At 71.1% G+C, this 21,400-nt stretch carries 22 protein-coding genes; 5 read left to right on the top strand and 17 right to left on the bottom strand.

The window, feature by feature from the left end:
• Positions 1-5 precede the first annotated feature (5 nt).
• The 10 genes from ABT294_RS14145 to ABT294_RS14100 all read right to left on the bottom strand — a co-directional run bounded on the left by ABT294_RS14145 (position 6) and on the right by ABT294_RS14100 (position 8,302).
• Entirely contained in the window at positions 6-560 is a 555-nt protein-coding gene (locus tag ABT294_RS14145) for a hemerythrin domain-containing protein (RefSeq protein WP_350805906.1), read from the bottom strand.
• 38 nt (positions 561-598) lie between these two features.
• The gene (locus ABT294_RS14140) at positions 599-1,378 is read right to left on the bottom strand and encodes an enoyl-CoA hydratase/isomerase family protein (RefSeq protein ID WP_350805904.1); all 780 of its coding nucleotides are present in this window, start codon (positions 1,376-1,378) and stop codon (positions 599-601) included.
• Positions 1,375-2,304 carry an alpha/beta hydrolase gene (locus ABT294_RS14135; protein ID WP_350805903.1) on the bottom strand — a complete coding sequence of 310 codons (930 nt, stop codon included), beginning with the start codon at positions 2,302-2,304 and terminating at the stop codon, positions 1,375-1,377. Before ABT294_RS14135 ends, ABT294_RS14140 begins: the two co-directional genes overlap by 4 nt.
• Positions 2,305-2,313: 9 nt before the next feature.
• A complete protein-coding gene (locus tag ABT294_RS14130) occupies positions 2,314-3,000 on the bottom strand; it encodes a gamma-glutamyl-gamma-aminobutyrate hydrolase family protein (RefSeq protein ID WP_350805902.1) in 687 nt (228 codons plus the stop codon).
• Between the two features lie 121 nt (positions 3,001-3,121).
• A complete protein-coding gene (locus tag ABT294_RS14125; RefSeq protein ID WP_350805901.1) occupies positions 3,122-4,342 on the bottom strand; it encodes a cytochrome P450 family protein in 1,221 nt (406 codons plus the stop codon).
• Positions 4,339-5,532 (bottom strand): cytochrome P450, encoded by a 1,194-nt coding sequence (locus ABT294_RS14120; protein ID WP_350805900.1) that lies wholly within the window; start codon positions 5,530-5,532, stop codon positions 4,339-4,341. The genes ABT294_RS14125 and ABT294_RS14120 overlap by 4 nt, the downstream gene beginning before the upstream one ends.
• Positions 5,529-6,125 carry a GTP-binding protein gene (locus ABT294_RS14115; RefSeq protein WP_350805899.1) on the bottom strand — a complete coding sequence of 199 codons (597 nt, stop codon included), beginning with the start codon at positions 6,123-6,125 and terminating at the stop codon, positions 5,529-5,531. The genes ABT294_RS14120 and ABT294_RS14115 overlap by 4 nt, the downstream gene beginning before the upstream one ends.
• A complete protein-coding gene (locus tag ABT294_RS14110; RefSeq protein ID WP_350805898.1) occupies positions 6,103-6,465 on the bottom strand; it encodes a DUF742 domain-containing protein in 363 nt (120 codons plus the stop codon). Before ABT294_RS14110 ends, ABT294_RS14115 begins: the two co-directional genes overlap by 23 nt.
• The gene (locus ABT294_RS14105; protein ID WP_350805897.1) at positions 6,462-6,860 is read right to left on the bottom strand and encodes a roadblock/LC7 domain-containing protein; all 399 of its coding nucleotides are present in this window, start codon (positions 6,858-6,860) and stop codon (positions 6,462-6,464) included. Before ABT294_RS14105 ends, ABT294_RS14110 begins: the two co-directional genes overlap by 4 nt.
• Before the next feature lie 11 nt (positions 6,861-6,871).
• Entirely contained in the window at positions 6,872-8,302 is a 1,431-nt protein-coding gene (locus ABT294_RS14100) for a histidine kinase (protein WP_350805896.1), read from the bottom strand.
• 689 nt (positions 8,303-8,991) lie between these two features.
• On the opposite strand from ABT294_RS14100, the gene ABT294_RS14095 reads away from it, so the two are divergent.
• A complete protein-coding gene (locus ABT294_RS14095) occupies positions 8,992-10,074 on the top strand; it encodes a globin domain-containing protein (protein WP_350805894.1) in 1,083 nt (360 codons plus the stop codon).
• Positions 10,075-10,105: 31 nt separating this feature from the next.
• Here ABT294_RS14095 and ABT294_RS14090 read toward each other — a convergent pair whose 3' ends face one another.
• Entirely contained in the window at positions 10,106-10,915 is an 810-nt protein-coding gene (locus ABT294_RS14090; RefSeq protein ID WP_350805893.1) for a helix-turn-helix domain-containing protein, read from the bottom strand.
• 166 nt (positions 10,916-11,081) lie between these two features.
• Here ABT294_RS14090 and pnuC point away from each other — a divergent pair, with 166 nt between their 5' ends.
• Positions 11,082-11,687, top strand: a complete 606-nt coding sequence (gene pnuC / locus ABT294_RS14085) for a nicotinamide riboside transporter PnuC (RefSeq protein WP_350805891.1) — start codon at positions 11,082-11,084, stop codon at positions 11,685-11,687.
• Positions 11,684-12,796 (top strand): AAA family ATPase, encoded by a 1,113-nt coding sequence (locus ABT294_RS14080; RefSeq protein WP_350805888.1) that lies wholly within the window; start codon positions 11,684-11,686, stop codon positions 12,794-12,796. Before pnuC ends, ABT294_RS14080 begins: the two co-directional genes overlap by 4 nt.
• Positions 12,797-12,814: 18 nt before the next feature.
• Here ABT294_RS14080 and ABT294_RS14075 read toward each other — a convergent pair whose 3' ends face one another.
• From ABT294_RS14075 to ABT294_RS14050, 6 genes are all read right to left on the bottom strand, one after another.
• On the bottom strand, positions 12,815-13,789 hold the full coding sequence (locus ABT294_RS14075) for an N-acetylglucosamine kinase (RefSeq protein ID WP_350805887.1): 975 nt from the start codon (positions 13,787-13,789) through the stop codon (positions 12,815-12,817).
• Entirely contained in the window at positions 13,786-15,048 is a 1,263-nt protein-coding gene (locus tag ABT294_RS14070) for a 6-phospho-beta-glucosidase (RefSeq protein WP_350805884.1), read from the bottom strand. The genes ABT294_RS14075 and ABT294_RS14070 overlap by 4 nt, the downstream gene beginning before the upstream one ends.
• Positions 15,045-15,911, bottom strand: a complete 867-nt coding sequence (locus tag ABT294_RS14065; protein WP_350805883.1) for a carbohydrate ABC transporter permease — start codon at positions 15,909-15,911, stop codon at positions 15,045-15,047. Before ABT294_RS14065 ends, ABT294_RS14070 begins: the two co-directional genes overlap by 4 nt.
• Positions 15,911-16,894, bottom strand: coding sequence for a carbohydrate ABC transporter permease (locus ABT294_RS14060; protein WP_350805882.1), 984 nt, complete (start codon positions 16,892-16,894; stop codon positions 15,911-15,913). The genes ABT294_RS14065 and ABT294_RS14060 overlap by 1 nt, the downstream gene beginning before the upstream one ends.
• A 6-nt stretch (positions 16,895-16,900) precedes the next feature.
• Positions 16,901-18,154, bottom strand: coding sequence for an extracellular solute-binding protein (locus tag ABT294_RS14055; RefSeq protein WP_350805881.1), 1,254 nt, complete (start codon positions 18,152-18,154; stop codon positions 16,901-16,903).
• A 134-nt stretch (positions 18,155-18,288) separates the two neighbouring features.
• Positions 18,289-19,464 carry an ROK family transcriptional regulator gene (locus ABT294_RS14050; RefSeq protein ID WP_350805879.1) on the bottom strand — a complete coding sequence of 392 codons (1,176 nt, stop codon included), beginning with the start codon at positions 19,462-19,464 and terminating at the stop codon, positions 18,289-18,291.
• A 489-nt stretch (positions 19,465-19,953) separates the two neighbouring features.
• Between ABT294_RS14050 and ABT294_RS14045 the strand changes: the two genes are divergently transcribed.
• Positions 19,954-21,033 (top strand): WD40/YVTN/BNR-like repeat-containing protein, encoded by a 1,080-nt coding sequence (locus ABT294_RS14045; protein ID WP_350805876.1) that lies wholly within the window; start codon positions 19,954-19,956, stop codon positions 21,031-21,033.
• Positions 21,034-21,036: 3 nt separating this feature from the next.
• The gene (locus ABT294_RS14040; RefSeq protein WP_350805875.1) at positions 21,037-21,369 is read left to right on the top strand and encodes a ubiquitin family protein; all 333 of its coding nucleotides are present in this window, start codon (positions 21,037-21,039) and stop codon (positions 21,367-21,369) included.
• Positions 21,370-21,400 lie beyond the last annotated feature (31 nt).

The following is a 21,400-nucleotide window of genomic DNA, read 5'->3' as shown; positions in this document are numbered from 1 at the left end:
GACGGTCACCCTGATCTGCCCATCGCCTTGCGGATCATGTCCCTGGCCCTGTCCATGATCGCAACCGGTGGGCCAAGCAGCAGGTTCTTCGACACGCTCTCCATCCCCGGGTGGGGGTGGGTGGGCGCCACGGCCTCGGCGGCCCTGACTCCCGCGGCCATCGCCCGCCGCTCCTTGTCGCTGGTCTGCTGCCTCAGCCGGGGGAACTCCTCACGTTCCTCGGCCTCCGCGTGCTCCACCACCGCGGCCCGCAACGTGGCCAGGTTCGCCGCGAACTGCGGGTCGTCGACGCCTGCCTGCTCGATCCGGCTGAGCATGACCTTGGCCGCGTTCTCCTCGGCCAGGCGCTCACCGACGACCTCGTCACCGTCGTCGAGCTTGTGTCGGGTGTACGGGTGGACGATCTCCTCTTCTGCTGTCTCGTGCACGGCCAGCAGGCGCACCAGCCGCTGGAACGCCTCCGCTCTGTCGTCCGGGGCAGCGTTCTCGACCTCGGTGAACAGGCGCTTGATCTCTTCGTGCTGGTTCAGCAGCAGATCCACGACATCCTTGTCTGTCATGTGCTGCCACTACCCAGGGGCCGGGGCGTATCACCTGGTCAGGAGAACGACGGGGGTCTCTTTTCGCGCAGCGCGCGCACACCTTCGGCCACGTCGGGGCCGGTGAACCCGAGGAACTCCATCGCCAGTGACGCGTCGAAGGTGGGGCCCGCCAGGCGCAGCCAGTTGTTGAGCGCGTACTTGGTGAGCCGGATCGCCTCCTGCGAGCCCGACGCCAGCCTGACCGCGATCTCCAGGGCCTTGTCGTGCACCTGGTCGTCCTCGACGCAGAGGCTCACCAGGCCCATCCGCTCGGCCTGCTCGCCGGTGACGGGCTCGCACAGGAGCAGGTGGTACTTGGCCTTGGCCAGCCCGCACAGCAGCGGCCAGATGATCGCGGCGTGGTCGCCGGCCGCGACGCCGAGGCGGGTGTGCCCGTCGATGATCCGGGCGTTGCGCCCGGCGACCGAGACGTCGGCCAGCAGCGCGACGGCCAGCCCGGCGCCCACCGCCGGGCCCTGGATGGCCGACACGACCGGTTTGGAGCAGTTGAGGACGTTGTAGACGATGTCACGGGCCTCGGTGAACACGCGCAGCCGGGTGGCGTGGTCGCGGGTCATCTCCTCGATCATCGACAGGTCGCCGCCCGCGGAGAACGCCTCGCCCTCGCCCCTGACCACGACCGCCCTGACGGAGTCGTCGCGGTCGACGTCGCGCCAGATCTCGGCCAGCTCGCGGTGGCCGGTCATGTCGACGGCGTTGAGCCTGCGGGGCTCGCTGATCGTGATCCTCAGGACGCCGTCGGCGGGTGTGTCGGTCTTCAGCTTCTCGTACGTCACGACGCCGTCTCCTCCCATGCCTGCCGCAGCCGGGCCGCGACGTGCTCGCGGGCCTCGATGGCCTGGTCGAACAGCCCTGGCAGGCCGAAGAAGCCGTGCACGGCGCCGTCGAACCTGCGCACCTCGGCGGGGACGCCCGCCTCGGCCAGCCGCCTGCCGTACGCCTCGGCCTCGTCGCGCAGCACGTCGCACCCGGCGGTCACGACGGTCGCGGGGGCCAGGCCCGCCGCCGACGGCAGCCGCAGCGGCGACAGGCGCGGATCCGCCGGGTCGGCCCCGCCCGCGTACCGGTCGACGAACCACGCCATCTCCTCGGCGTCCAGCCCGAAGCCCTTGGCGAACTCGCGGTAGCTCGCGGTGTCCATGGCGGCGTCGAGCACCGGGCAGACGAGCACCTGGTGGGCCAGCCGCAGCCCCGCGTCGCGGGCCTGCCAGGCGGCCACGGCCGCCAGGTTGCCGCCCGCGCTGTCGCCGACGACCGCCACGGCGCCGTCGCTCTGGTAGAAGGCGGGCCGGGCGAAGATGTCGCGCACCACGGTCCAGGCGTCGTCGGCGGCGGCGGGGAACGGGTGCTCGGGGGCCAGCCGGTAGTCGACGGACACCACCACCACGCCGGTGCGGATCGCCAGATCGCGGCCGAGCGCGTCGTTGCGCTTGACGCTGCCGAACACCCAGCCGCCGCCGTGGAAGTAGACGACCACGGGCAGCGGGTCGTCGCCCCGGTCGGCCCGGTAGATCCGGATCGGCACGCCCTCGGCCGTCTCGTCACGGACGAACGGCAGCCGGGTCAGCGGCCCCCGCTGCGCGGCCAGGGTGTCCTCCCCGCGCATCTCCTGGATCTTCGCCAGGTCCAGCGTGGCGAGGTCGGTGTCGAGGTCCGACGGATGCAGCGCGACGTACTCCCGCGCCTGGGGGTGCAGCGGCATGATCGCAGCCTAGCGGGCCGCTTCCACGAGCGCATCGAACAACCGGCCGTCCTCGCCGCGCTCCGGATGCCACTGAACGCCCACGCCGAAGCGGTGCCCCTGCAGCTCGATGCCCTCGACGATCTGGTCGTCGGCCCACGCCACCGCCAGCAGCCCGCCGCCGAGCCTGCGCACCGACTGGCGGTGCGGCGCGACGACCTCCACCTGGTCGCCGACCGCCTTGCCGAGCTTGCTGGACACGCTCACCTGGATGACGTGCGGCGTGCCGGGCTCGGCGTGCCGGTCATGGTCGAGGACGTCGGGCAGCCAGGGGATCAGCGTGCCGCCCTGGGCGACGTTGAGCACGTGCATCCCCCGCTCGACGGCCAGGATCGGCACGTCCGCCTGCACGGCCGCGCGGGCCAGGGCCAGCTCGAACCGGTCGCGCTGCGCCTGCGCCTCGGCCACCCGCGCGTCCTGCTCGCCCCCGTAGGCGGCGGCTCCCACCTCGACGCCGCCGGCGAGCACGATCCCGCGCAGCTGCCGCACGTAGTCGTCGACGGCGTGCAGGTTGATCGGCGGCAGCACCAGCGGCGCCCCGCCGGCCCGTTCGACGGCCTTGGCGTAGGCGGGCGGCGACAGCACCGCCTCCCGCACCCAGTCCCCCCAGCGGGCGGCTTCGAAGTAGGCGGTGATGCCGATCAGCGGTCGGGACATGCGATCTCCAGGGGCGTGCAGGAGTTCGTGCCGCCAGAGGGGCGACAGTCACTAGCCCATCATGGCGCACAGCATTTCGCTTATGTCACATCTCCCGAAGATCCCTGCCTGAGCGCCGCCGTCAGCCGTGCAGCCGGACGGGCAGGACGGCGGCGGAGTTGGAGAACAGGGACGGGACGGGGGCGAGCTGCTCCGAGGGCACGGCCAGAGCGAGGTCCGGGTACCGGGCGAAGAGGGCGGGCAGCGCGATGGCGGCCTCGAGGCGGGCCAGCGGGGCGCCGAGGCACAGGTGCGGGCCGCCGCCGAACGACAGGTGCCTGCGCTGTTCCCGCATGATGTCGAAGCGGTCGGCGTCGGGCCCGTGCTGCCCCGGGTCGCGCCCGACGGCGCTGTACGGGGCCAGGATCGCCTCGCCGGCCGGGATGGTGACGCCCGCGATCTCGATGTCCTCCAGCGGGTAGCGCGCCATGAAGTTGCCGATGGGGGCGTCCCAGCGGAGGGTCTCCTCCACGACGGCGGACCAGGTGTGCTCACCGCCCGCCAGCGCGACGGCGCGCTGGTCGGGGTGGGTGAGCAGGGCGCGGACGCCGTTGACGATCAGGCTGAGGGTGGTCTCGTGGCCGGCCGCGAGCATGAGCCACATGGTGCCGACCAGTTCCTCGTCGGTGAGCCGGTCGGGGTCGTCCTCCTGGGCGGCGAGCAGGTCGCTGATGAGGTCGTCGCCCCGCTTGGCGTGGCGGGCCTCGACGAGCCGGTTGAGCAGGAGGTAGATGTCGCGCTGGGTGGCGATGACCTCCTCGGGCGCGGTGGTGGTGCGGAAGATGCTGTCGACCAGGGCGCGCAGTTCGGGCCGTTCGTCCTCCGGGACGCCCACCAGCTCGCAGATGACCTGCATGGGCACCGGATAGGCGAAGTGCAGGCGCAGGTCCACCGACCCGTCGGCGGCCGCGTGCCCCGGCAGCTCCTCCAGCAGGCCGGCCACGATCTCGGCGATGCGCGGCCGCATCGTCTGCACGCGGCGCGGGGTGAGGGTCTGGGTGACGAACTTGCGCAGCCGGTGGTGCTCGCGCCCGTCGGCGGTGACCATGTTGGTGACCTTGACCATGCCGATCAGCGGCCAGTCGTCGGAGATGTCGCCCTGGCGGACGGCGGTCCAGTTGCGCCAGTCCTTGCTGACCCGGCGGTCGGTCACCAGCGCGGCCAGCTCCTCGTGGCGGGTGACGGCCCAGGCGTGGATGTCCCCCGGCAGGACGACGCGCACCACGGGCCCCAGCTCGCGCAGCTTGGCGGCCTCGCCGTGGTGATCGGTCCCGGTGGGGTCGAGGGTGACGACGGGGATCATGAGCGGTCTCCAATGAGGGCGGTGCTGAAGTGGACCGGCAGCGAGGCGGGGCAGCGCGTCCACGGCGAGGGGTGCGGGGTCAGCTCTTCGGCGTCCACCGCGAGGCGCAGGTCCGCCAGCAGGTGCAGCGCAGTCTCCACGGCGGTGCGGGTGATGAGCCGGGCGGGGATCGGCGCGGGACACACGTGCGGGCCCGCGCTCCAGGCCAGGTGGGCGCGGTTGCCCAGCTCGATGGTCTGGTCGCCGTTGTGGACGCGGGGGTCGGAGTTGGCGGCCGACAGGCCGAGGATGAGCGCGTCGCCCCTCGCTATGCGCTGACCGCCCAGCTCGGTGTCGCGCAGCGCGTAGCGGGCGGGCATGTTCGTCATGGGCGGGTCGCGCCAGAGCACCTCGTCCAGGGCGTCGTCCACGCCGAGCCGCCCGCCGCGCAGCCGTCCCGCGAAGCGCGGGTCGGTGAGCATGAGCCGGAGCGTCTGCGCGATCCAGGTGGTGGTCGTCTCCTGGCCCGCGGAGATCATCACCACCATCGACTGCAGCACCTCGGCGTCGCCGCGCAGGTCGGGGTGGGCGAGGAAGCGGCTGGTGAGGTCGTCGGCGGCGGCCTGCTTGCGGGCGTGCAGGAGGCCGCCGAGGATCTCCTCGAACTTGCGGTTGCCCGCCTGGGAGTCCTCGGCGCTGCCGAACAGGGCGCGCAGCGCGGCCAGCAGCTCGTGGCCCTGGTCGGTGTCGAGCCCGAACAGGTCGGCGATGGCCAGCATGGGGATCACGGCGGCGTACTCGCCGACCAGGTCGGCGCTGCCCCGCTCGGCGAAGCCGTCGATGAGCTGCCTGCACATCGTCTCGACGGCGCGGCGCATGCGGCGCTGGTCGATGGCGGCCACGCCGTCGTCGAGGGGGCGGCGCAGGCGGCGGTGCTCGGCCCCGTCGGCGCCGATCACGTTGGGCCGCCAGAACATCATCGGGCCGAGCCCCGAGTCGGGCGGTACCACGCCTTCCTGGAACAGCCGCCAGTTGCGGGCGTCGCGCGAGTAGAGCTTCTCCTGCCGGGTGATGGTGAGCAGTTCCTGGTAGCCCATGACGAGCCAGGCGCCGACGCCGGGTTCGAGCTCCACCCAGGCGACGTTCCCCCACTCGCGGCGCAGCTGCCGGAACAGCTCGGGGCAGGAGGTGGTCGCGGAGAGCGGGATCATACGGTGGCCTTCTGTGCGGAGAGTACGTGCTGGACCAGGGCGATCAGGGCGTCCACCGAGGAGTGCCTGTTCCTGGCGTCGCAGTCGATGACGGGGGTGCCCGGTCGCAGGTCCAGGGCCTCGCGCAGCGCCTCGGAGCTGTGCCGGCCGGAGTCGGGGAAGTGGTTGACCGCGACGGCGAACGGCAGGTCGCCGCGCAGTTCGAGCTGGTCGAGCACCTCGAAGCTGCCTTCCAGCCGCCGGGTGTCGACCAGCACGAGCGCGCCGACGGCGCCGATCGCCAGGCCGGTCCACAGGTCCCAGAACCGCTGCTGGCCGGGCGTGCCGAACAGGTAGAGGGCGATGCGAGGGCTGAGCGTGATGCGGCCGAAGTCCATGGCGACGGTGGTGGTGGCCTTGCCTTCGAGCCCGGCCAGGTCGTCGACGCCGACGCTGGCCTCGGTCATCGTCTCCTCGGTGCGCAGCGGCTCGATCTCGCTGACCGAGCCGATCAGCGTGGTCTTGCCGACGCCGAAGTCGCCCACGACGAGGATCTTCACGGCCTGCTGGACCGTGTCGGGCAGGTAGCGGTCAGCGGAGCCTGCGGAGCCCATTCAGCACCTCCTGCAAGGTGTCCAGGTTGGGACGGGTGGCCTCGGGGATGCTGGAGCGGGCGATCAGATGCCCCGAGTCGACCAGGTCGGAGGCCAGGACGCCGACCACGCTCAGCGGCAGCTGCAGGTGGGCGGCCGCCTCCACCAGTGACAGCAGCCGCCCGCACATGCGCAGGAGGTCGCGCTCCTGCCGACTGGCCGAGACCGGCAGCGGCTTGTCCGTGTCGGCCGCGACGAGCAGGGTGTCGATGCCGATCGTGTTGCGGGACGGGCGGGCCCTGCCCTGGGTGAGGACGTACGGCCGCACCGCGCTGTCGTGGTACTCGCCCTGGCCGCTCATGTCCTGGCGGAGCCGCGTGCCGGGGTGCTGAAGTTCCGCTCGCCGATCCTGTTGACCTGGGCCTGCATCTGCTGCGCGATCAGCCGGGGGTCCACGACGGGATCGGTGATGACGACCAGGTGGGAGCCGGTGCCCGCCGACCGGGCGAACAGGAAGCCGCCCTCGAAGCCCACCATCAGCTCTCTGACGGCCCGGCTGTCGGAGCCGAACTCGCGGCCGACGCTCTGCGCCAGCGACTGCAACCCGGAACAGGCGGCCGAGAGACGGTCGGCGACGTCCCTGTCGGTGCCCGGGGAGCGGGCCTTGAGCAGGCCGTCGGAGCTGAGCACGACGGCGTGCCGGACTCCCGGGACCCAGATGACCTCGGCGATCATCCAGTCCTGATCTTGCTGCATCCGTTCCTCCGTCATTGATCGTTCTGCTCGCCGGTCCCATGGTCGAAGAAGGCCGCCATCCAGGCGCCCGCCTGCTCCGGGGTCGGCGGAGGCGCGGAGGCCGCGGCGCCGTCCGTGCTGTCTGTGCTGTCGCCTGTACTGCTTTCCGTGCCGCGCCGTGAGCGGCGGCGTGGCAGCGCGTCGTCGCCGCCCTGCTCCTCGGCGGGCGTGGCGGCCTCGATCGGCTGCGTGTCGTGGCGGGGGGGCGCCTTCGGCAGGGCGTGCACGGGGACGGGTTCGAGCGTCTCGACGACCTCGCCGGGCACCAGCACGACCGCGCGCACCCCGCCGTACGGGGAGGGCAGCAGGTCCGCCAGGAACCCGTGGCGGCGCACGTAGTGGCCGATCACCGCGAGCCCGGTCCGTGGGATCTCCCCCACCTCGCCCACGTCCACCGGCCTGCGCCCGGACACCACCTCGCGGGCCTGCTCCAGCTGGTGGTCGTCCATGCCGACGCCGCCGTCGTCGATCTCGATGACCGCGCCGCGCTGCACGTTGCGGACCGCCACCAGCACTTTGGTGGACGGCGGCGACGACTGGGTGCCGTTGGCCAGCAGCTCGGCCACCAGATGGATGAGCGGCTCCACCACGTGGGCGGCGACCGCGGTGTCGGGATCGCCGGACACCTCGACGCGCTTGTAGGCGACGATCCTGGACGCGGCGGCGCGAACGACGTCCACCAGGGCGAGCGGCTTGGGCCACTGCTGGCCCGGCCACTCGCCGCACAGCACGGCCAGGCTCTGCGCGTGCCGGCCCTGCTGGGCGGCGGCGTGGTCGACCTGCATGGCGGCCTCGAGCACGTCCGGGTTGTGCGAGTGCCGGTCGGCCATCAGCGACACCGTCTCCTGGACGCGGTGCGCGGACGTCTGCACCCGCCTGGCCAGGGCCAGGGTGGCCAGCCGCAGCGACTCCCGCCGTTCCCGCTCCTGCTTGGCGACGTCGGAGACGGCGTCGAGCACGTCCTCCAGGCGTGCCGCCGCGTCCTCGTCCAGCGCGCTGTTCTGACGCGGCGGGGGCACGGCCGACTCGCTGATCACGGCCGGGATCCTGGCCTCCACCAGGTACTTGATCGCCTCCTCCAGTGCCGAGGAGCGGGCGTTCACGTGGTTGCCCCACTGGGTGTTGCGCTGCTGGAGGTGGTGCTGAAACTCGGCCTCGCGCCGCTTGGTGGCGGCCTCGCGCTGGGCCAGCGCGCGCTCGGTCTCGGTGTTGCCCTGCCGGAGCCCGGCGACCGCCGCCACGGTGACCAGGGCGAGGACTCCCGCCGCCACGGACGCCCAGATGGCGCCCGGTCTGCTGTCGACGACCGTGGCGGCGAACGCACAGACGGCGACGGCCACGGGGAGGGCCAGGGCGGCGGGCCAGAGCCACTGCGGCTGCCGGGAGGTTTGGGAACGTGCCATGACTGCCTTTGCGAGATGGATTGGCGTGGCGCGGCGCGCGGCTGGACCAAGATCCGATTATGTCCACTTCACAGGATCAGTCAACTTAATCCCTGACAATCGTCAGATATATGACAAAGATGATAAATATCCTTTTTGTCGCGTTATGTAACGACTTGCACGAGCCGCCGCACCAGGGACAACCGGACCCCAACCTCGCCCCCCACAGAGACTCGAGACCGGCAGATCGCCGAAGGCAGTCCGCCGGGCGCCGTGCCCCGGAGACCGTGCCCCGGAGACGGCACGCCGGAGGCCGCGCCCCGGAGAGCGCGGCCGGAGGGCGTGCTGGCGGCACGGCATCACCGGCGCTCGGCAGCACGCCTCTACCGAGGCGACAAATGACAGAGAAAGCGAACACGATAAACATTCACTTTAGATACCGATAAGTCGTGACAGCGTGTGCACGGAAAATAACAGCGCCATTACGGAAAGTTCTTGTTCGCACCCCATTGGGGTGAAACGGTTGTGACGCCCAGGACGCGGTGTAACACTCATTTTCGAGCGTCTGGCTGAGCCGGGGCCCTCCGGACGCTCGTCACCCGGAGCCGTCAGGGAGGTGGCAAGCTCGTCCGGAATGTCATTCCGGACTATAGGTGGGGGTCGTTGGAATGTCGTTGAATCCGCGCCTGGTAAAGGAAAGCTTCTCCGTCGTGGAACCGCTGGCCGACAAGGCCGCGGCCTACTTCTACGGCCGGTTGTTCGCCGAGAGTCCGCACCTGCGGGGCATGTTCCCGCCCGCGATGGACGCCCAGCGCGACCGGCTCTTCAGAGCGTTGACCCGCGTCGTGTGGAGCCTTGACAGCCCCGACAGCCTGGCCTCCTTCCTCGGCCAGCTCGGACGCGACCACCGCAAGTACGGCGTGCTCGCCGAGCACTACACGGCGGTCGGCAACGCGCTGCTCGCCACCGTCAAACGGTTCGCGGCGGACGTCTGGACGGCCGAGATCGAGGCGGCCTGGGTCGCCGCGTACTCGGTCGCCGCCGAGCTGATGGTCAAGGCGGCCGAGGCCGACGCCGGGGTGGCCCCGGCCTGGTGGCTGGCCGAGGTGATCGACCACGAGCTGCGCACTCCCGACATCGCGGTCATCACGCTCCGGCCCACGCAGCTCCTGCCGTACAAGCCGGGGCAGTACGTGAGCGTGCAGACCCCACGCTGGCCGCGCGTGTGGCGGACGTTCTCCATCGCGAACGCGCCCCGCGCGGACAACACGGTCAGGCTGCACGTCCGCTCGGTGTCGGGGGGCTGGGTCTCGACCGCGCTGACGAGCCACACCCGTGTCGGCGACACGATCATGCTGGGCCCGCCGATGGGCACGCTGACCCTGTGCGAGCGCAGCGCCCGCGACGTGCTCTGCGTGGCGGGCGGCACCGGGCTGGCGCCGCTGAAGGCCATCATCGAGCAGGTCATCTCCTCGGGCAGGCGTCCCAACGTCCATCTGCTGTACGGGGCGCGCACCGCCGACGAGCTGTACGACCTGCCCGACCTGATCCGGATGGAGTCCTCCTACCCCTGGCTGCGGGTGCTGCCCGTGGTGTCGGGGCAGCCGTCCTACGACGGGATGCGCGGCCGCCTGCCAGAGGTCACGCAGCGCTTCCGCTCGTGGGCCGAGCACGACGTGTACGTCTGCGGCCCGTCCGCGATGGTCAACGAGACGGTGCGGCGGCTGCAGACCGACGGCGTGCCCCTGGCACGCATCCACCGCGACGTCGTCCAGTCGGAGGGCGAGCCGTGATCTGACGGACGGATCTGACGGACGGGCGGGGTCAGGACGGCCGCGGGCTCGGCTGGAAGGCCGCGGCGGTCTCCTCGTCGTTGGGCCAGAACGTCTCGATGGCCAGTTCCGAGACCGTCACGTCCACGGGCGTGCCGAACGTGGCGATCGTGGTGAACATCGACAGGATGCGGTCGCCGTGCCTGACGCGCAGCGGTACCAGGATGTCGGCGGGCCCGGGCACGTGCGCGACGTTCAGGTCCACGCCCGGGTAGGTGTAGGCGGCGAGCTCGTCGTGCAGCTCGGCCAGCTGCCCGTCGCCGGACGCCTCGGCCTGCCTGCGCAGCTGGTACAGCAGGTGGGCGCGCACCTCCGGCAGGTTCACCAGCCTGCCGCCCATCGCGTCGGGGTGCAGGGAGAGCCGCATCACGTTGATCGGCTCCTCCAGCAGCTCCGCCGGGACCCCGTCCATGAACATCGCCGCCGCGCTGTTGGCCGCCACCAGGTTCCACACGGCGTCCACGACCAGCGCGGGGTACGGCTCGTGCCCGGCGAGGATCTTGTCGAGCGCCTCCCGTACCACCTGCATCTCAGGCGCGCGCACCGCCCGCTCGGGGAAAACCGGCGCGAACCCCGCCGCCATCAGCAGCCTGTTGCGGTGCCGCAGCGGCACCCCGAGCTCCTCCGACAGCTTCATCACCATCTCGCGGCTCGGCCGGGCGCGCCCGGTCTCCAGAAAGCTGATGTGCCGGGCTGACACGTCCGCCTCGATCGCGAGGTCGAGCTGGCTCACGCGGCGGCGCTGCCGCCACGTCCGCAGCAAATCACCAAAAGTCTCGTCTTGTACGGCAACTGCTCCCATATCAGGCCACGTTAGCGAAAGCAGGGAAGCATCACGATTACCTCCCTGGTAATCAGGAGGCGCAGGTCATCAGCGGACCGTGGGGCGAGGGGAGCCAATCCAGGCAGCACCAGGACGCAATCTTGCCCGACCCTTTACGCTCACATTGACGATAAGGGGGTGAGGTGTGAGCCTCACGTGGACCGAGATTCTCGGGTTCGTCACCGGAGCGCTGTGCGTCTGGCTCGTGGCCCGCCGGCACATCGCCAACTGGCCGGTCGGCATCGCCAACAACGTCTTCTTCATCGTCGTGTTCACCCAGGCCGGGCTGTACGCCGACGCCGGCCTGCAGATCGTCTTCATCGCCCTGGCCTGCTTCGGCTGGTGGACCTGGGCTCGCGGCGGCAGCCCCGGCCAGACGCTCCCGGTGCGCCGCACCAGCCGCGTCGAGTGGGTCTGGCTCCTGGTCTCCGGCGCCGCCGGCACCGCCGTCCTGACCGTGTTCCTCACCCGGGCCACCGACTCCACGGTGCCCTTCTGGGACGCCCTCACCACGTGCCTGTCGCTGGCCGCCACCTACGGCCAGTGCCGCAAGCGGCTGGAGTCCTGGTGGCTGTGGATAGCCGCCGACGTGGTCTACATCCCGCTCTACGCGTACAAGGAGCTCTACCTCAACGCGCTCCTGTACGTCGGCTTCCTGACGCTGTGCGTCCTCGGCCTGCGGAGCTGGCAACGCGACATGGCGCCCCCGCCGCTCCCGGTGACCGCCCCGGCCCCCGGGGGCGCCAGGTGACCCGACGGTTCGGCCACGGCCTGGTGCTCGGCAAGTTCTACCCGCCGCACGCGGGCCACCACCACCTCGTGACGACCGCCGCGGCCCGCTGCGAACGGCTCACCGTGCTGGTCTGCGCTGCCACCGTCGAGTCGATCCCGCTCGGCGACCGGGTCGCTTGGATGCGGGACGTCCATCCCGACGTCAGGGTCGTCGGCGCCATGGACGACCACCCGGTGGACACGGGCGACCCGGCTGTCTGGGACGCGCACATGGCCGTCTTCCGGCGGGCCGTCCCCGAGCCGGTCGACGCGGTCTTCACCTCCGAGGACTACGGAGAGGAACTCGGCAGGAGGTTCGGCGCCAGGGCGGTGTGCGTGGACCCCGAGCGCCGCACCCAGCCGGTGTCCGGCACCGCGGTGCGCCGCGACCCCGCCGGCACCTGGCACTTCCTCGCTCCCGCGGTCCGAGCAGGGCTCGCCCGCCGCGTGGTCGTCCTGGGCGCGGAGTCCAGCGGCACCACCACCATGGCGCGGGCACTCGCCGGGCACTACCGGCGGCGCGGCGGCCCGTGGGCGGCTACGGCGTGGGTGCCGGAGTACGGGCGGACGTTCAGCGCGGAGCGACTGGCGGCGCTGAAGGCCGTCCGGCCCGACGCGCGATGGACCGACGTCACCTTCGCCTCCGACGACTTCCTGCTCATCGCCCACCGCCAGCAGTGCGATGAGGACGCCGCCGCCCGATCCGGGGGCCCGGTGCTCTTCTGCGACACCGACGCGTTCGCCACCACCATGTGGCACGAGCGCTACCTCGGCGGGAGCCATCCGGAGGTGGCCCGGATCGCCGGCCGCGGGCGGCAGCACCTGTGGCTGCTGACCGACCACGAGGACGTGCCGTTCGAGGACGACGGGCTGCGCGACGGGGAACACCTCCGGCCCTGGATGTCTGGGCGCTTCCAGGACGAACTTGAGCGCACCGGGCGTCCCTACGTCAAGCTCAGCGGCTCCCACGAACAGCGGTTGACGGCGGCCGTTGCCGCCGTCGACGCACTGCTGGCCCGGGGCTGGAACCTCGCCGATCCACTCCCTGAACGGCGCTCCAGCGGCCGGCGACCGTTGGAACATCCGTAGCAGCGGCCGGGCAGGCGGTCATCGGAGGCTGTCGCGCAGGTGGTCTTCCACCTCGGCCGCCGCGCCGATCTCCTGCAGGCCGAGCAGCGCGGCGCCCACGGCCGGGGGGACGTCCACCACCAGCGTCTCGGCCTTCGGAGCGGTCTGACGGCATCCGGTGCGGATTCGGTCGAGCAGGTACTGATCGCCCGCCGCGAGGATGCCGCCCCCGAGCACGATGTCGACCGGGACGTCCAGCAGGTCCAGCCGACGCAGCGCCGCCGACGCGAGCAGGACCACCTCCTCGGCGAGTCGATCGACCACCTTCGTGGCCACGGCGTCCCCGGCTCGGGCGATGGCGAGCAGTTGCGGGTTGAGCTCCTGCAGCCGGGTCCGGCGGACCTCCCCGAAGTGGAGCTGTTCGACGAGCTCGGCCACGGTGGACACGCCGAAGTGGGCGAGCACCGCCGGCCGCAACGCGGTGTCGGGGCCTCGGCCGTCTTCGGCCCGCACGGCCCGCCACAGCGTCTCGTCCCCCAGGAACAGGCCGCCGCCCCAGTCACCGGACAACCGGCCGATCGCCGGGAACCGCAGGGTTCTGCCGTCCGGCGCCACGGCGACGCAGTTGATGCCCGCCCCGCAGACCACGGCCACCCCGTGCCCGCGACGGGTGCCGGCGCGCAGCAGTGCGAAGGTGTCGTTGTCGACGGTGATCCCTTCGGACCAGCCCAGCTCGGCCAGCGCCCGTGTCAGCGCCTCCTGCTCGCGGCCGAAGTCGACTCCGGCGAGGTACGCCGCCGTATGCCGGACGTACGGAGGCCGCGCTTCGGGATCGACCTGTCGGACCGCCTGCTGGACCAGCCCGTCAAGGATGGCGGCACTGGCGGCGACGCCCACACTCTGCGCCGACGCCCCCGGACCGCGCACCTGCGACAACACCGTGCCGTCCGCCGCGACGAGGAGCACGTCCGTCTTCGAGTTGCCGCCGTCGAGCGCCAGTACCGCGTCGATCACTCCGCCGCCCAGGGCAGGAAGTGGCGGTTGACCGCGACCAGCCGGTCGGCCAGGGTCGCCGCCTGCTCGATCTGGCCGATGAGCGGGTGCGCCATCAGCGCGTCGAACACCCGGTCACGGCCGCCGCGCAGCGCCGCCTCCAGGGCCAGGTTCTCGTACGCGGTGACGTGGGCGACGAGACCCGCGATAGCCGGTGGAAGCGGAGCCATCGGCAGTGGCTCCGGGCTCGCGCCGGTGATCCGCGCGGGGACCTCGACGACGGCGTCGGCGGGCAGGAACGGCAGGGTGGAGCCGTTGCGGGTGTTCACCACCTGCACATCTCCCCGGCCGCTCAGCAGGGACGCGACCAGTTGCACCGCCGCCTCCGAGTAGTAGGCGCCGCCCCGCCGCTCCAGCAGGGCCGGCTTGGCGACCAGGCTCGGATCGCGGTACAGGTCGAGGAGGTCGTGCTCCAGCGCGGCCACGTCCTCGGCCCGTGGCGGGCGGACTCGCTCCTCGGCCACGATCTCGTCGTGACGGTAGTAGTACTTCAGGTAGTACGACGGCACCGCGCCGAGCCGGCGCATCACCGCGGCGGGGAGCCCGACGTGCTCGGCGAGCTGGTCGGCATGGTCGGCCAGCAGCCGGGGGAGCACGTCCACGCCGTCGACCCGTACGGCACGCACCCAGGTCAGATGGTTGAGCCCGACGTGCTCCAAGGCGACCGCGTCCGGGGCGACGCCGAGCCGCCCCGCCACCCAGCGCTGGAAGGTGATGGCGACGTTGCAGAGCCCCACCGCGCGGTGACCGGCGTTGAGCAGCGCCCGGGTGACGATCCCGACGGGGTTGGTGAAGTCGACGATCCAGGTCTTCTCGCCGGCGATCCGCCGGACCCGGTCCGCGACGTCGAGGACCACCGGGACCGTGCGCAGCGCCTTGGCCAGGCCTCCCGCGCCTGTGGTCTCCTGGCCGACGCACCCGCACTCCAGTGGCACCGTCTCGTCGGTCGCGCGGGCGGCTTGGCCGCCGACGCGCAGTTGGAGCAGTACGGCGGCGGCACCGTCGACACCTGCCTCCAGATCGGAGGTGAGGCGCAGCTCGGCCGGATGACCCGCGTGATCGAGGAGGCGGCGCGCGAACCCGCCCACGACCTCAAGACGTTCCATGTCGGGGTCGACCAGCGCGATCTCCTCGATGTCGAGGCCGGCGTGCCGATCGGCGATCCCGCTTACCAGTTCCGGGGTGTAGGTGGAACCACCCCCGATGACGGTCAGTTTCAACCCTTGACTCCTGTGAAGGTGATGCCTCTGACGAAGGACTTCTGCGCGAACACGAAAAGGAGGATGACCGGCAGCATGACCACCACCGTCGCGGCCATGGTGAGGTTCCACTGCACCTGGTGCGCCCCTCGGAAGGACGCCAGCGCCAGCGACAATGTCCAGTTCTCCGGGTTCTCCCCGGCGTACAGCAGTGGACCGAAATAGTCGTTCCAGGTGTACATGAAGCAGAACAGGGACACCGCGGCGATGCCGGGCCGGGTCATCGGGAGCAGGACGCGCAGCAGCGTCCGCAGGTCGCCGCAGCCGTCCACCCGCGCGGCGTCCAGGTAGGACTGCGGGATCGTGAGGAAGAACTGCCGCAGCAGGAAGATGCTGAACGCGTCGACCAGGAAGTACGGCAGGATCAGCGGCCACAGGGTGCCGGTGAGGTGCAGACGCGCCCACAGGACGTAGAGCGGCACGGCCAGGACCTGCGGCGGGATCATCATGGCGGCGATCACCACCAGGAACGCCGCCTCGCGGCCCCGCCAGCGCATCCGCGCCAGGGCGTACGCGGCCGGCACGCTGGAGACCAGCATCCCGGCCGTGGCCAGCAGCGAGTACATCACGCTGTTGCCCAGATACTTCAGCAGCGGCGCGGTGTGGAACACCTCCGCGAAGTTCTCCGGATGCCAGGAGCGCGGCCACAGATCGGCCGTCAACGCCTGCCGGTCGGACATGAACGCGGTGAGCGCGACGAAGACCAGGGGCAGGACGAACATCACCCCGATCGCCAGCGCGATGCTGTGCGTGGCGATCCAGCGCAGGACGCCGCGCCGCCGCGGGCCTCTCGTGGCGGTGCCGCCGGTGGTGAGAGCGGCCATCACGCCATCCCCTCGGCGTGCGACCCTCGGCGCAGCCGGTGGACGAAGAACAAGGTGAACACCGTCGAGACCGCGAACAGGACGATCGACATGGCTGATGCGTAACCCATGTTGTAGTAGTGGAAGCCCTGCTGGTACAGCCAGACGGGGAAGGTCAACGTCGAGTTGTCGGGGTAGCCGATGACCCGCTGGCTGCCGGCGATGTCGGCAGAGCCGGAGGCCACCGAGGCCGCCACCACCGCCTGGGTGAAGTACTGCAGCCCGAGGATGATGGAGTTGATCACCCCGAAGACGAGGACCGGCGCGATCGACGGCAGGGTGATGTGCCAGAACCGTCGCAGCGAACCCGCACCGTCCAGGCCCGCCGCTTCGTAGAGCTCACCGGGCACGTCGAGCATCCCGGCCAGCAGGATGATGATCAGCTCACCTGAGACCCACAGGGTGAGCAGGGTGAGCCCGGGTTTGGCCCAGGCGGGGTCGCTGAACCACAGCGGCCCCTGCACGCCGAACCAGCTCAGCACCGCGTTCACCGGCCCGGTGCCGGGATTGAAGAGGAAGGTGAAGACCAGGGTGGCCGCCACCGGAGGGGCCAGCGCGGGCAGGTAGATCAGCGTCCGGAACAGCCCCGCGCCGTTCCTGATCCGGGCCAGCACGGCGGCCACGCCGGTCGCGAAGACCAGGCGCAGCACGGTGATGACGACGACCAGCCACACGGTGTTGTAGGCCGCCTTCCTGGCCAGCGGGTCCTGTGCGACGAGGAAGACGTAGTTGCGCAGCCCGACCCACACCGGATCGTTGAGCAGGTCGTAGCGGGTGAAGGAGTAGTAGACGAGCGCGCCGAGAGGGTAGGCGAAGAAGACCGCGAAACCGATCAGAGCAGGTGCCATGAAGGCCAGCGGCCGTACCCAGTGGCCCGGCCGTGGCCGGGTCCACACGGCGAGGACGGACCCGGCCGCGCGCGCAGCCTGTGGCTTGGTGGTCATCGGCGGTCAGCCGCCGAGTTGCGCGTCGGCGTCGATCTGCGCGGCGGCCTTCGCCAGGCCCGCCTTCAGGTCGGGCACGCTGCCGCCCTGGTAGGCGCTGCCGAAGTCTTCAGCGGTCTTGAGGTAGGCGCCGCCGTTCGAGCTGGCCGGGTTGGTGGCGAGGTTCGGGTTGGCGAAGATCCCCAGGAAGGTCTTGAAGTGCTCATCCTGCTGCAGCGTGGGGTCCTGCAGCGCGGGGATCGTGGAGGGGACGTTCTTGAGCCCCTGGGCCAGCCCCTGCAGGGCGGCGGTGTCCGTCGACAGGTACTTGACCAGCTCCCACGCCGCGCCAGGGTTCTTGGCGCCCTTCGGGACCCCGATGATCGTGCCTGTGGTGTAGCCGCCTCCGTACAACTCGGGCTTGTCGTCCGCGACCGGGAACGGCGCGGTCGCGTAGTCCAGGTCCGGCGCCTCGGTCGCGATGAAGGCGGTGCGATACTCGCCGTCCATCGCCATGGCGATCTGGCCCTTCTCGAAGGCGTGATCCGGCGAGTACTCCTGGCCGAGACCGGCCGTGAACTTGGCCAGCTTGTCGCGGCCGTAGAAGTCGGTGAACTTCTTCGCCCATTCGAGCATCGCCTGCCACTGGGGGTCCGTGCCGAGGGCGGACTTGCCGTCCTGGCCCTTCCACTGCACGCCCCAGTTGGCCGCCCACATCTGCACGTGGTTGGAGTAGAAACCGATCGTGGGCACGAACCCGGCGACCTTGATGGACCCGTCGGGGTTGAAGACCGTGAGCTTCTTCGCGTACTCGAACAGCTCCGACATGGTCTTCGGGGGCGTGGTGATGCCGGCCTTGGCGAACATCGCCTTGTTGTAGTAGAGGCCGTACACGTCGGCGAGCAGCGGCATCGCGCACCGCGTCCCCTTGAACTCGGTGTAGGCGCGGGTGGCGGCGGGAAGCTGGTTCAGATCGAGCTTGTCGCGGGTGATGTAGGGCTTGAGGTCCTGCCAGGCTCCGCTGGAACAGAACTGGCCGATGTTGTCGGTGGAGAAGGAGATGGCGACGTCGGGCGGGTTGCCTCCCCGGATCGCCTGGGCGACCTTGTCGTCGTCCTGGCTTCCGCGGTTGTCGACGGTGATGTTGGGGTGCTTTCCGTGAAAGCCGTCCAGTGCCTTCTGGAGCAGTCCCAGCTCGCGACCGCTGAACTTGCTCCAGACGCTGAGGGACGCTTTCTCGTTGGCGGCCGGCGCGTCCGCCGTGCCTGATGCGCTTGTCACCGCGCCACACCCGCCCGTGATCAGGGCGAGTGCCAGGCACGCCGTCGCGACACCGATTCGTCGCATTGAACCCTCCAAGGGGGTGAGACTGCCGACCCGCCACCGTGGCCGGGTCAGGGGGGCGAGGCAGGCCATCAGGAGGGGATGGCGAATACCTCTTCACGCGCTTGGGCCAAGGCCAGCCGCAGCGCGCCTGAGCGGACCGGGTTGCCGGTCACCAGGCTTGGTTGGATGTCCGGTCGGGGCAGGACGAGTTCGGCCAGTTCCTCGGCGACCAGGCCACACAGGGCGCTGCCGCCGGCTCTGCCGACATCGCCCGCGAGGACCACGAGTTCGGGATCGACGACGGACACCACTCCTGCCACCGCCAGCGCCACCCGGCCGGCCACGTCGCGCCGGAAGGCGGCACAGGCCGCAGGGTCCGCGCCGTGATCCCCTGCGAGCAGCTTGTCCAGCTCGTCTCCGGCCAGGCCGTGCGTCCGGGCCAGCTCCGTCAGCGCGTTGCTGCTCAGCACGTCGCCGACCCGCTGCCGGTGCGCCACGGCTTGGCCGCCGGTCGCTCGCGGAGCAGGGCAGGGCATCCAGTCGATCTCACCGGCGCCGCCGGACGCCCCTCGCAGCAGGCGTCCCTCGGAGACCACCGCGGCGCCGGTTCCGCGTCCGATCCAGATCAGCACGAAATCGTCGAGGCCCACCGCCCGGCCGACCGCCATCTCGTCGAGCGCGACCAGGTTCACGTCGTTCTCGACCGTCACCGCCGTGCCAAGCGATCCGGCCAGCCGTTCCAGCACGTCGAACCCCTGCCATCCGGGCAGATGCGGGGCGAAGCCCAGGGAGCCGGTCCGCCTGTCCACGGAACCGGGCAGCCCCACGACGACCCGCCGCAGTTGCCCGGTGGCCAACCCCACCTCGCCGGCGGCGATGGCGACCGACTGGCGCAGGTCGTCCATGCCGAGACTCGCGTCCTTCTCGGCGCGGTAGCGGTACTCGGCGACGATCTCCCCGCAGATGTCGGACACCGCGACGTCCAGAGTCTGAGGGGTGAGGTCGACGGCCGCCACGTAGGCCTGCGCGCCGTTGACCGACCAGAGCTGTGCGCGCGGCCCCTTGCCGCCCTCTCGGAATCCCGCGCGTCGCACGTGGCCGCTCTTCTCGAGGCGGAGCAGCAGGTCGGCGGTCGCCGGCTTCGACAACCCGATGTGCGACTCGAGCTCCAGACGGGTGAGTGGCCCTCGCTCGAGCAACGCCAGCAACGCCACGCGATCGTTGATCTGGCGCAGCAACTGGGGGCTTCCCGCGCGCTGTCCCACAGCCTTCTCCTCTACTGTCTGGGAACTTCCCAGATAATTTCGAGGAACGTACTTCCGCGCATCGACCCACGTCAAGGGGTTCCGGTTTGGCCTTTGCCCCCGCAGCGGAAGCGTTATAAACGCGGAGGGCGGCGCTCCGTGCCCGCACCTCGACCAGGGAGTGCGCGACGCCGCCGCCGTGGTGGCGGCGCCCACGCGGCGGAGGAATGCGGTCGCTCAGTCGCCTGGCCTCCCTGGACGGTCGTCACTCGTTTCTGTCGGCGGCTGCGGCGGGCGACCGGCCGGCGTGAGTCGACTCCCCTGGATCGCTTCCGCCCGCCCGCGACAATCGCCGCAGGTCACCCCATTCCTTATCGAGTCCCCCCGCCCTGTTGCGCTCACCGGTCCTAGCTCCCTGGCAATCGGTCAGCAAATCGCCCAGTCCTCAGCGGTGCCCGCCGCCGCGTGTCACGATGGCGAGAAGCGAACATGGGAGCGATGGGAGCTTGTATGAGCGACACGATGCTCGCGATCGGCACCCGCAAGGGCCTGTTTCTCGCCCGCTCGACGGACGGCGGCCCGTACGAGGTCGAGCCGATCCGGTTCTCCACGGTCGCGGTGCCCTCGGTGGCGATCGACACGCGTGGCGCCACCCCCCGGCTGCTCGCCGGCATCGAGTACGGCCACTTCGGCCCGTCCGTGATGTACTCCGACGACCTCGGCGAGAGCTGGCAGGAGGCGGAGCAGCCGCCCATCGCCTTCCCTGAGAAGAGCGGCGCCACGCTGACCAGGGTGTGGCAGCTGCTGCCCTCGCCGTCGGAGCCCGGCGTGGTGTGGGCCGGGGCCGAGCCGGGCGCGCTGTTCCGCTCCGAGGACGGCGGCGTCACCTACCGCCTGGTCGAGGGGCTGTGGGAGCACCCGCACCGGAAGCGGTGGCAGCCGGGCGGCGGCGGGCTCTGCCTGCACACGATCGTCAGCCACCCGACCGACCCCGCGATCATGGGGGTCGCGGTCTCGGCGGCGGGCTTCTACCGCACCACCGACGGCGGCCTGACCTGGGAGGCGGCCAACCAGAACATCCGCGCGCCGTTCCTGCCGGAGGGCAGCCAGTACCCGGAGTTCGGGCAGTGCGTGCACAAGGTCGGCATGGACCCGTCACGGCCCTGGCGGCTGTTCCTCCAGCACCACTTCGGCGTCTACCGCAGCGACGACTTCGGCGGCACCTGGCAGGACATCGGCTCGTCGCTGCCGTCGGACTTCGGCTTCCCGATCGTGGTGCACCCCTCGCGGCCCGACACCGTCTACGTGCTTCCGCTGCAGGCCGACATCGACCGCACTCCGGTCGGTCACCGCTACCGCGTCCACCGCAGCGACGACGCGGGCGAGACCTGGCAGCCGTTCGACCGCGGCCTGCCCGAGGGCCCGGTGCACGCGTCGGTGCTGCGCGACGCGATGACCGCCTCGGAGGCGGGCGTGTTCTTCGGCACCCGCGACGGCGAGGTGTACGCCTCCCACGACGACGGCGAGAGCTGGTCGCCGGTGGCCAGGCACCTGCCGGACGTGCTGACCGTCCGCGCGGCGGTGCTGTAGTCGATGAGCGAGTCCTTCGCGGTGCCGTTCTCGATGCCCGTCACCATGGTGGTGTTCGTCCTGCCCAGTTCGCTGCGCCGCTGGGTGAGCGGTAGGAGCGAGGTGAAGGTCTTCGCGGTCGGCGCCGACCGTGACACCCCGCCCACCCTGGGCTCGGCCCTCGACCGGCTGCGCCGCGCGCATCCGCTGCTGGAGGAGCGGTTGCGCGACGACTACGGCCGGATCCGCCGCCACATCAACATGATCGTGTGCGGCGAGAACGCGCGCGGTCTCGCCGACCTCGACTGCGCGCTGCCACCCGGCGCCGAGGTGTACGTGCTCCCCGCCCTCACCTAGACCGATGCCGAGCCCGGCGCCCAGACCGGCG

Origin of the sequence: Nonomuraea sp. NPDC000554, assembly GCF_040300065.1 — a bacterium.
Taxonomy (GTDB): domain Bacteria; phylum Actinomycetota; class Actinomycetes; order Streptosporangiales; family Streptosporangiaceae; genus Nonomuraea.
Note: the sequence above shows the minus strand (reverse complement) of the source record. Positions and strands in the feature narration are given on the sequence as shown.

What these genes read in the sequence shown, in the direction of transcription:
- ABT294_RS14040 (WP_350805875.1), top strand. Translation starts at nt 21,037, where the DNA reads ATGAGCGAGTCCTTCGCGGTGCCGTTCTCGATGCCCGTCACCATGGTG.
- ABT294_RS14105 (WP_350805897.1), bottom strand. Translation starts at nt 6,860, where the DNA reads ATGCAGCAAGATCAGGACTGGATGATCGCCGAGGTCATCTGGGTCCCG.
- ABT294_RS14135 (WP_350805903.1), bottom strand. Translation starts at nt 2,304, where the DNA reads ATGCCGCTGCACCCCCAGGCGCGGGAGTACGTCGCGCTGCATCCGTCG.
- ABT294_RS14090 (WP_350805893.1), bottom strand. Translation starts at nt 10,915, where the DNA reads ATGGGAGCAGTTGCCGTACAAGACGAGACTTTTGGTGATTTGCTGCGG.
- ABT294_RS14120 (WP_350805900.1), bottom strand. Translation starts at nt 5,532, where the DNA reads ATGATCCCGCTCTCCGCGACCACCTCCTGCCCCGAGCTGTTCCGGCAG.
- ABT294_RS14130 (WP_350805902.1), bottom strand. Translation starts at nt 3,000, where the DNA reads ATGTCCCGACCGCTGATCGGCATCACCGCCTACTTCGAAGCCGCCCGC.
- ABT294_RS14065 (WP_350805883.1), bottom strand. Translation starts at nt 15,911, where the DNA reads ATGGCCGCTCTCACCACCGGCGGCACCGCCACGAGAGGCCCGCGGCGG.
- ABT294_RS14060 (WP_350805882.1), bottom strand. Translation starts at nt 16,894, where the DNA reads ATGACCACCAAGCCACAGGCTGCGCGCGCGGCCGGGTCCGTCCTCGCC.
- ABT294_RS14115 (WP_350805899.1), bottom strand. Translation starts at nt 6,125, where the DNA reads ATGGGCTCCGCAGGCTCCGCTGACCGCTACCTGCCCGACACGGTCCAG.
- ABT294_RS14145 (WP_350805906.1), bottom strand. Translation starts at nt 560, where the DNA reads ATGACAGACAAGGATGTCGTGGATCTGCTGCTGAACCAGCACGAAGAG.
- ABT294_RS14125 (WP_350805901.1), bottom strand. Translation starts at nt 4,342, where the DNA reads ATGATCCCCGTCGTCACCCTCGACCCCACCGGGACCGATCACCACGGC.
- ABT294_RS14110 (WP_350805898.1), bottom strand. Translation starts at nt 6,465, where the DNA reads ATGAGCGGCCAGGGCGAGTACCACGACAGCGCGGTGCGGCCGTACGTC.
- ABT294_RS14100 (WP_350805896.1), bottom strand. Translation starts at nt 8,302, where the DNA reads ATGGCACGTTCCCAAACCTCCCGGCAGCCGCAGTGGCTCTGGCCCGCC.
- ABT294_RS14045 (WP_350805876.1), top strand. Translation starts at nt 19,954, where the DNA reads ATGAGCGACACGATGCTCGCGATCGGCACCCGCAAGGGCCTGTTTCTC.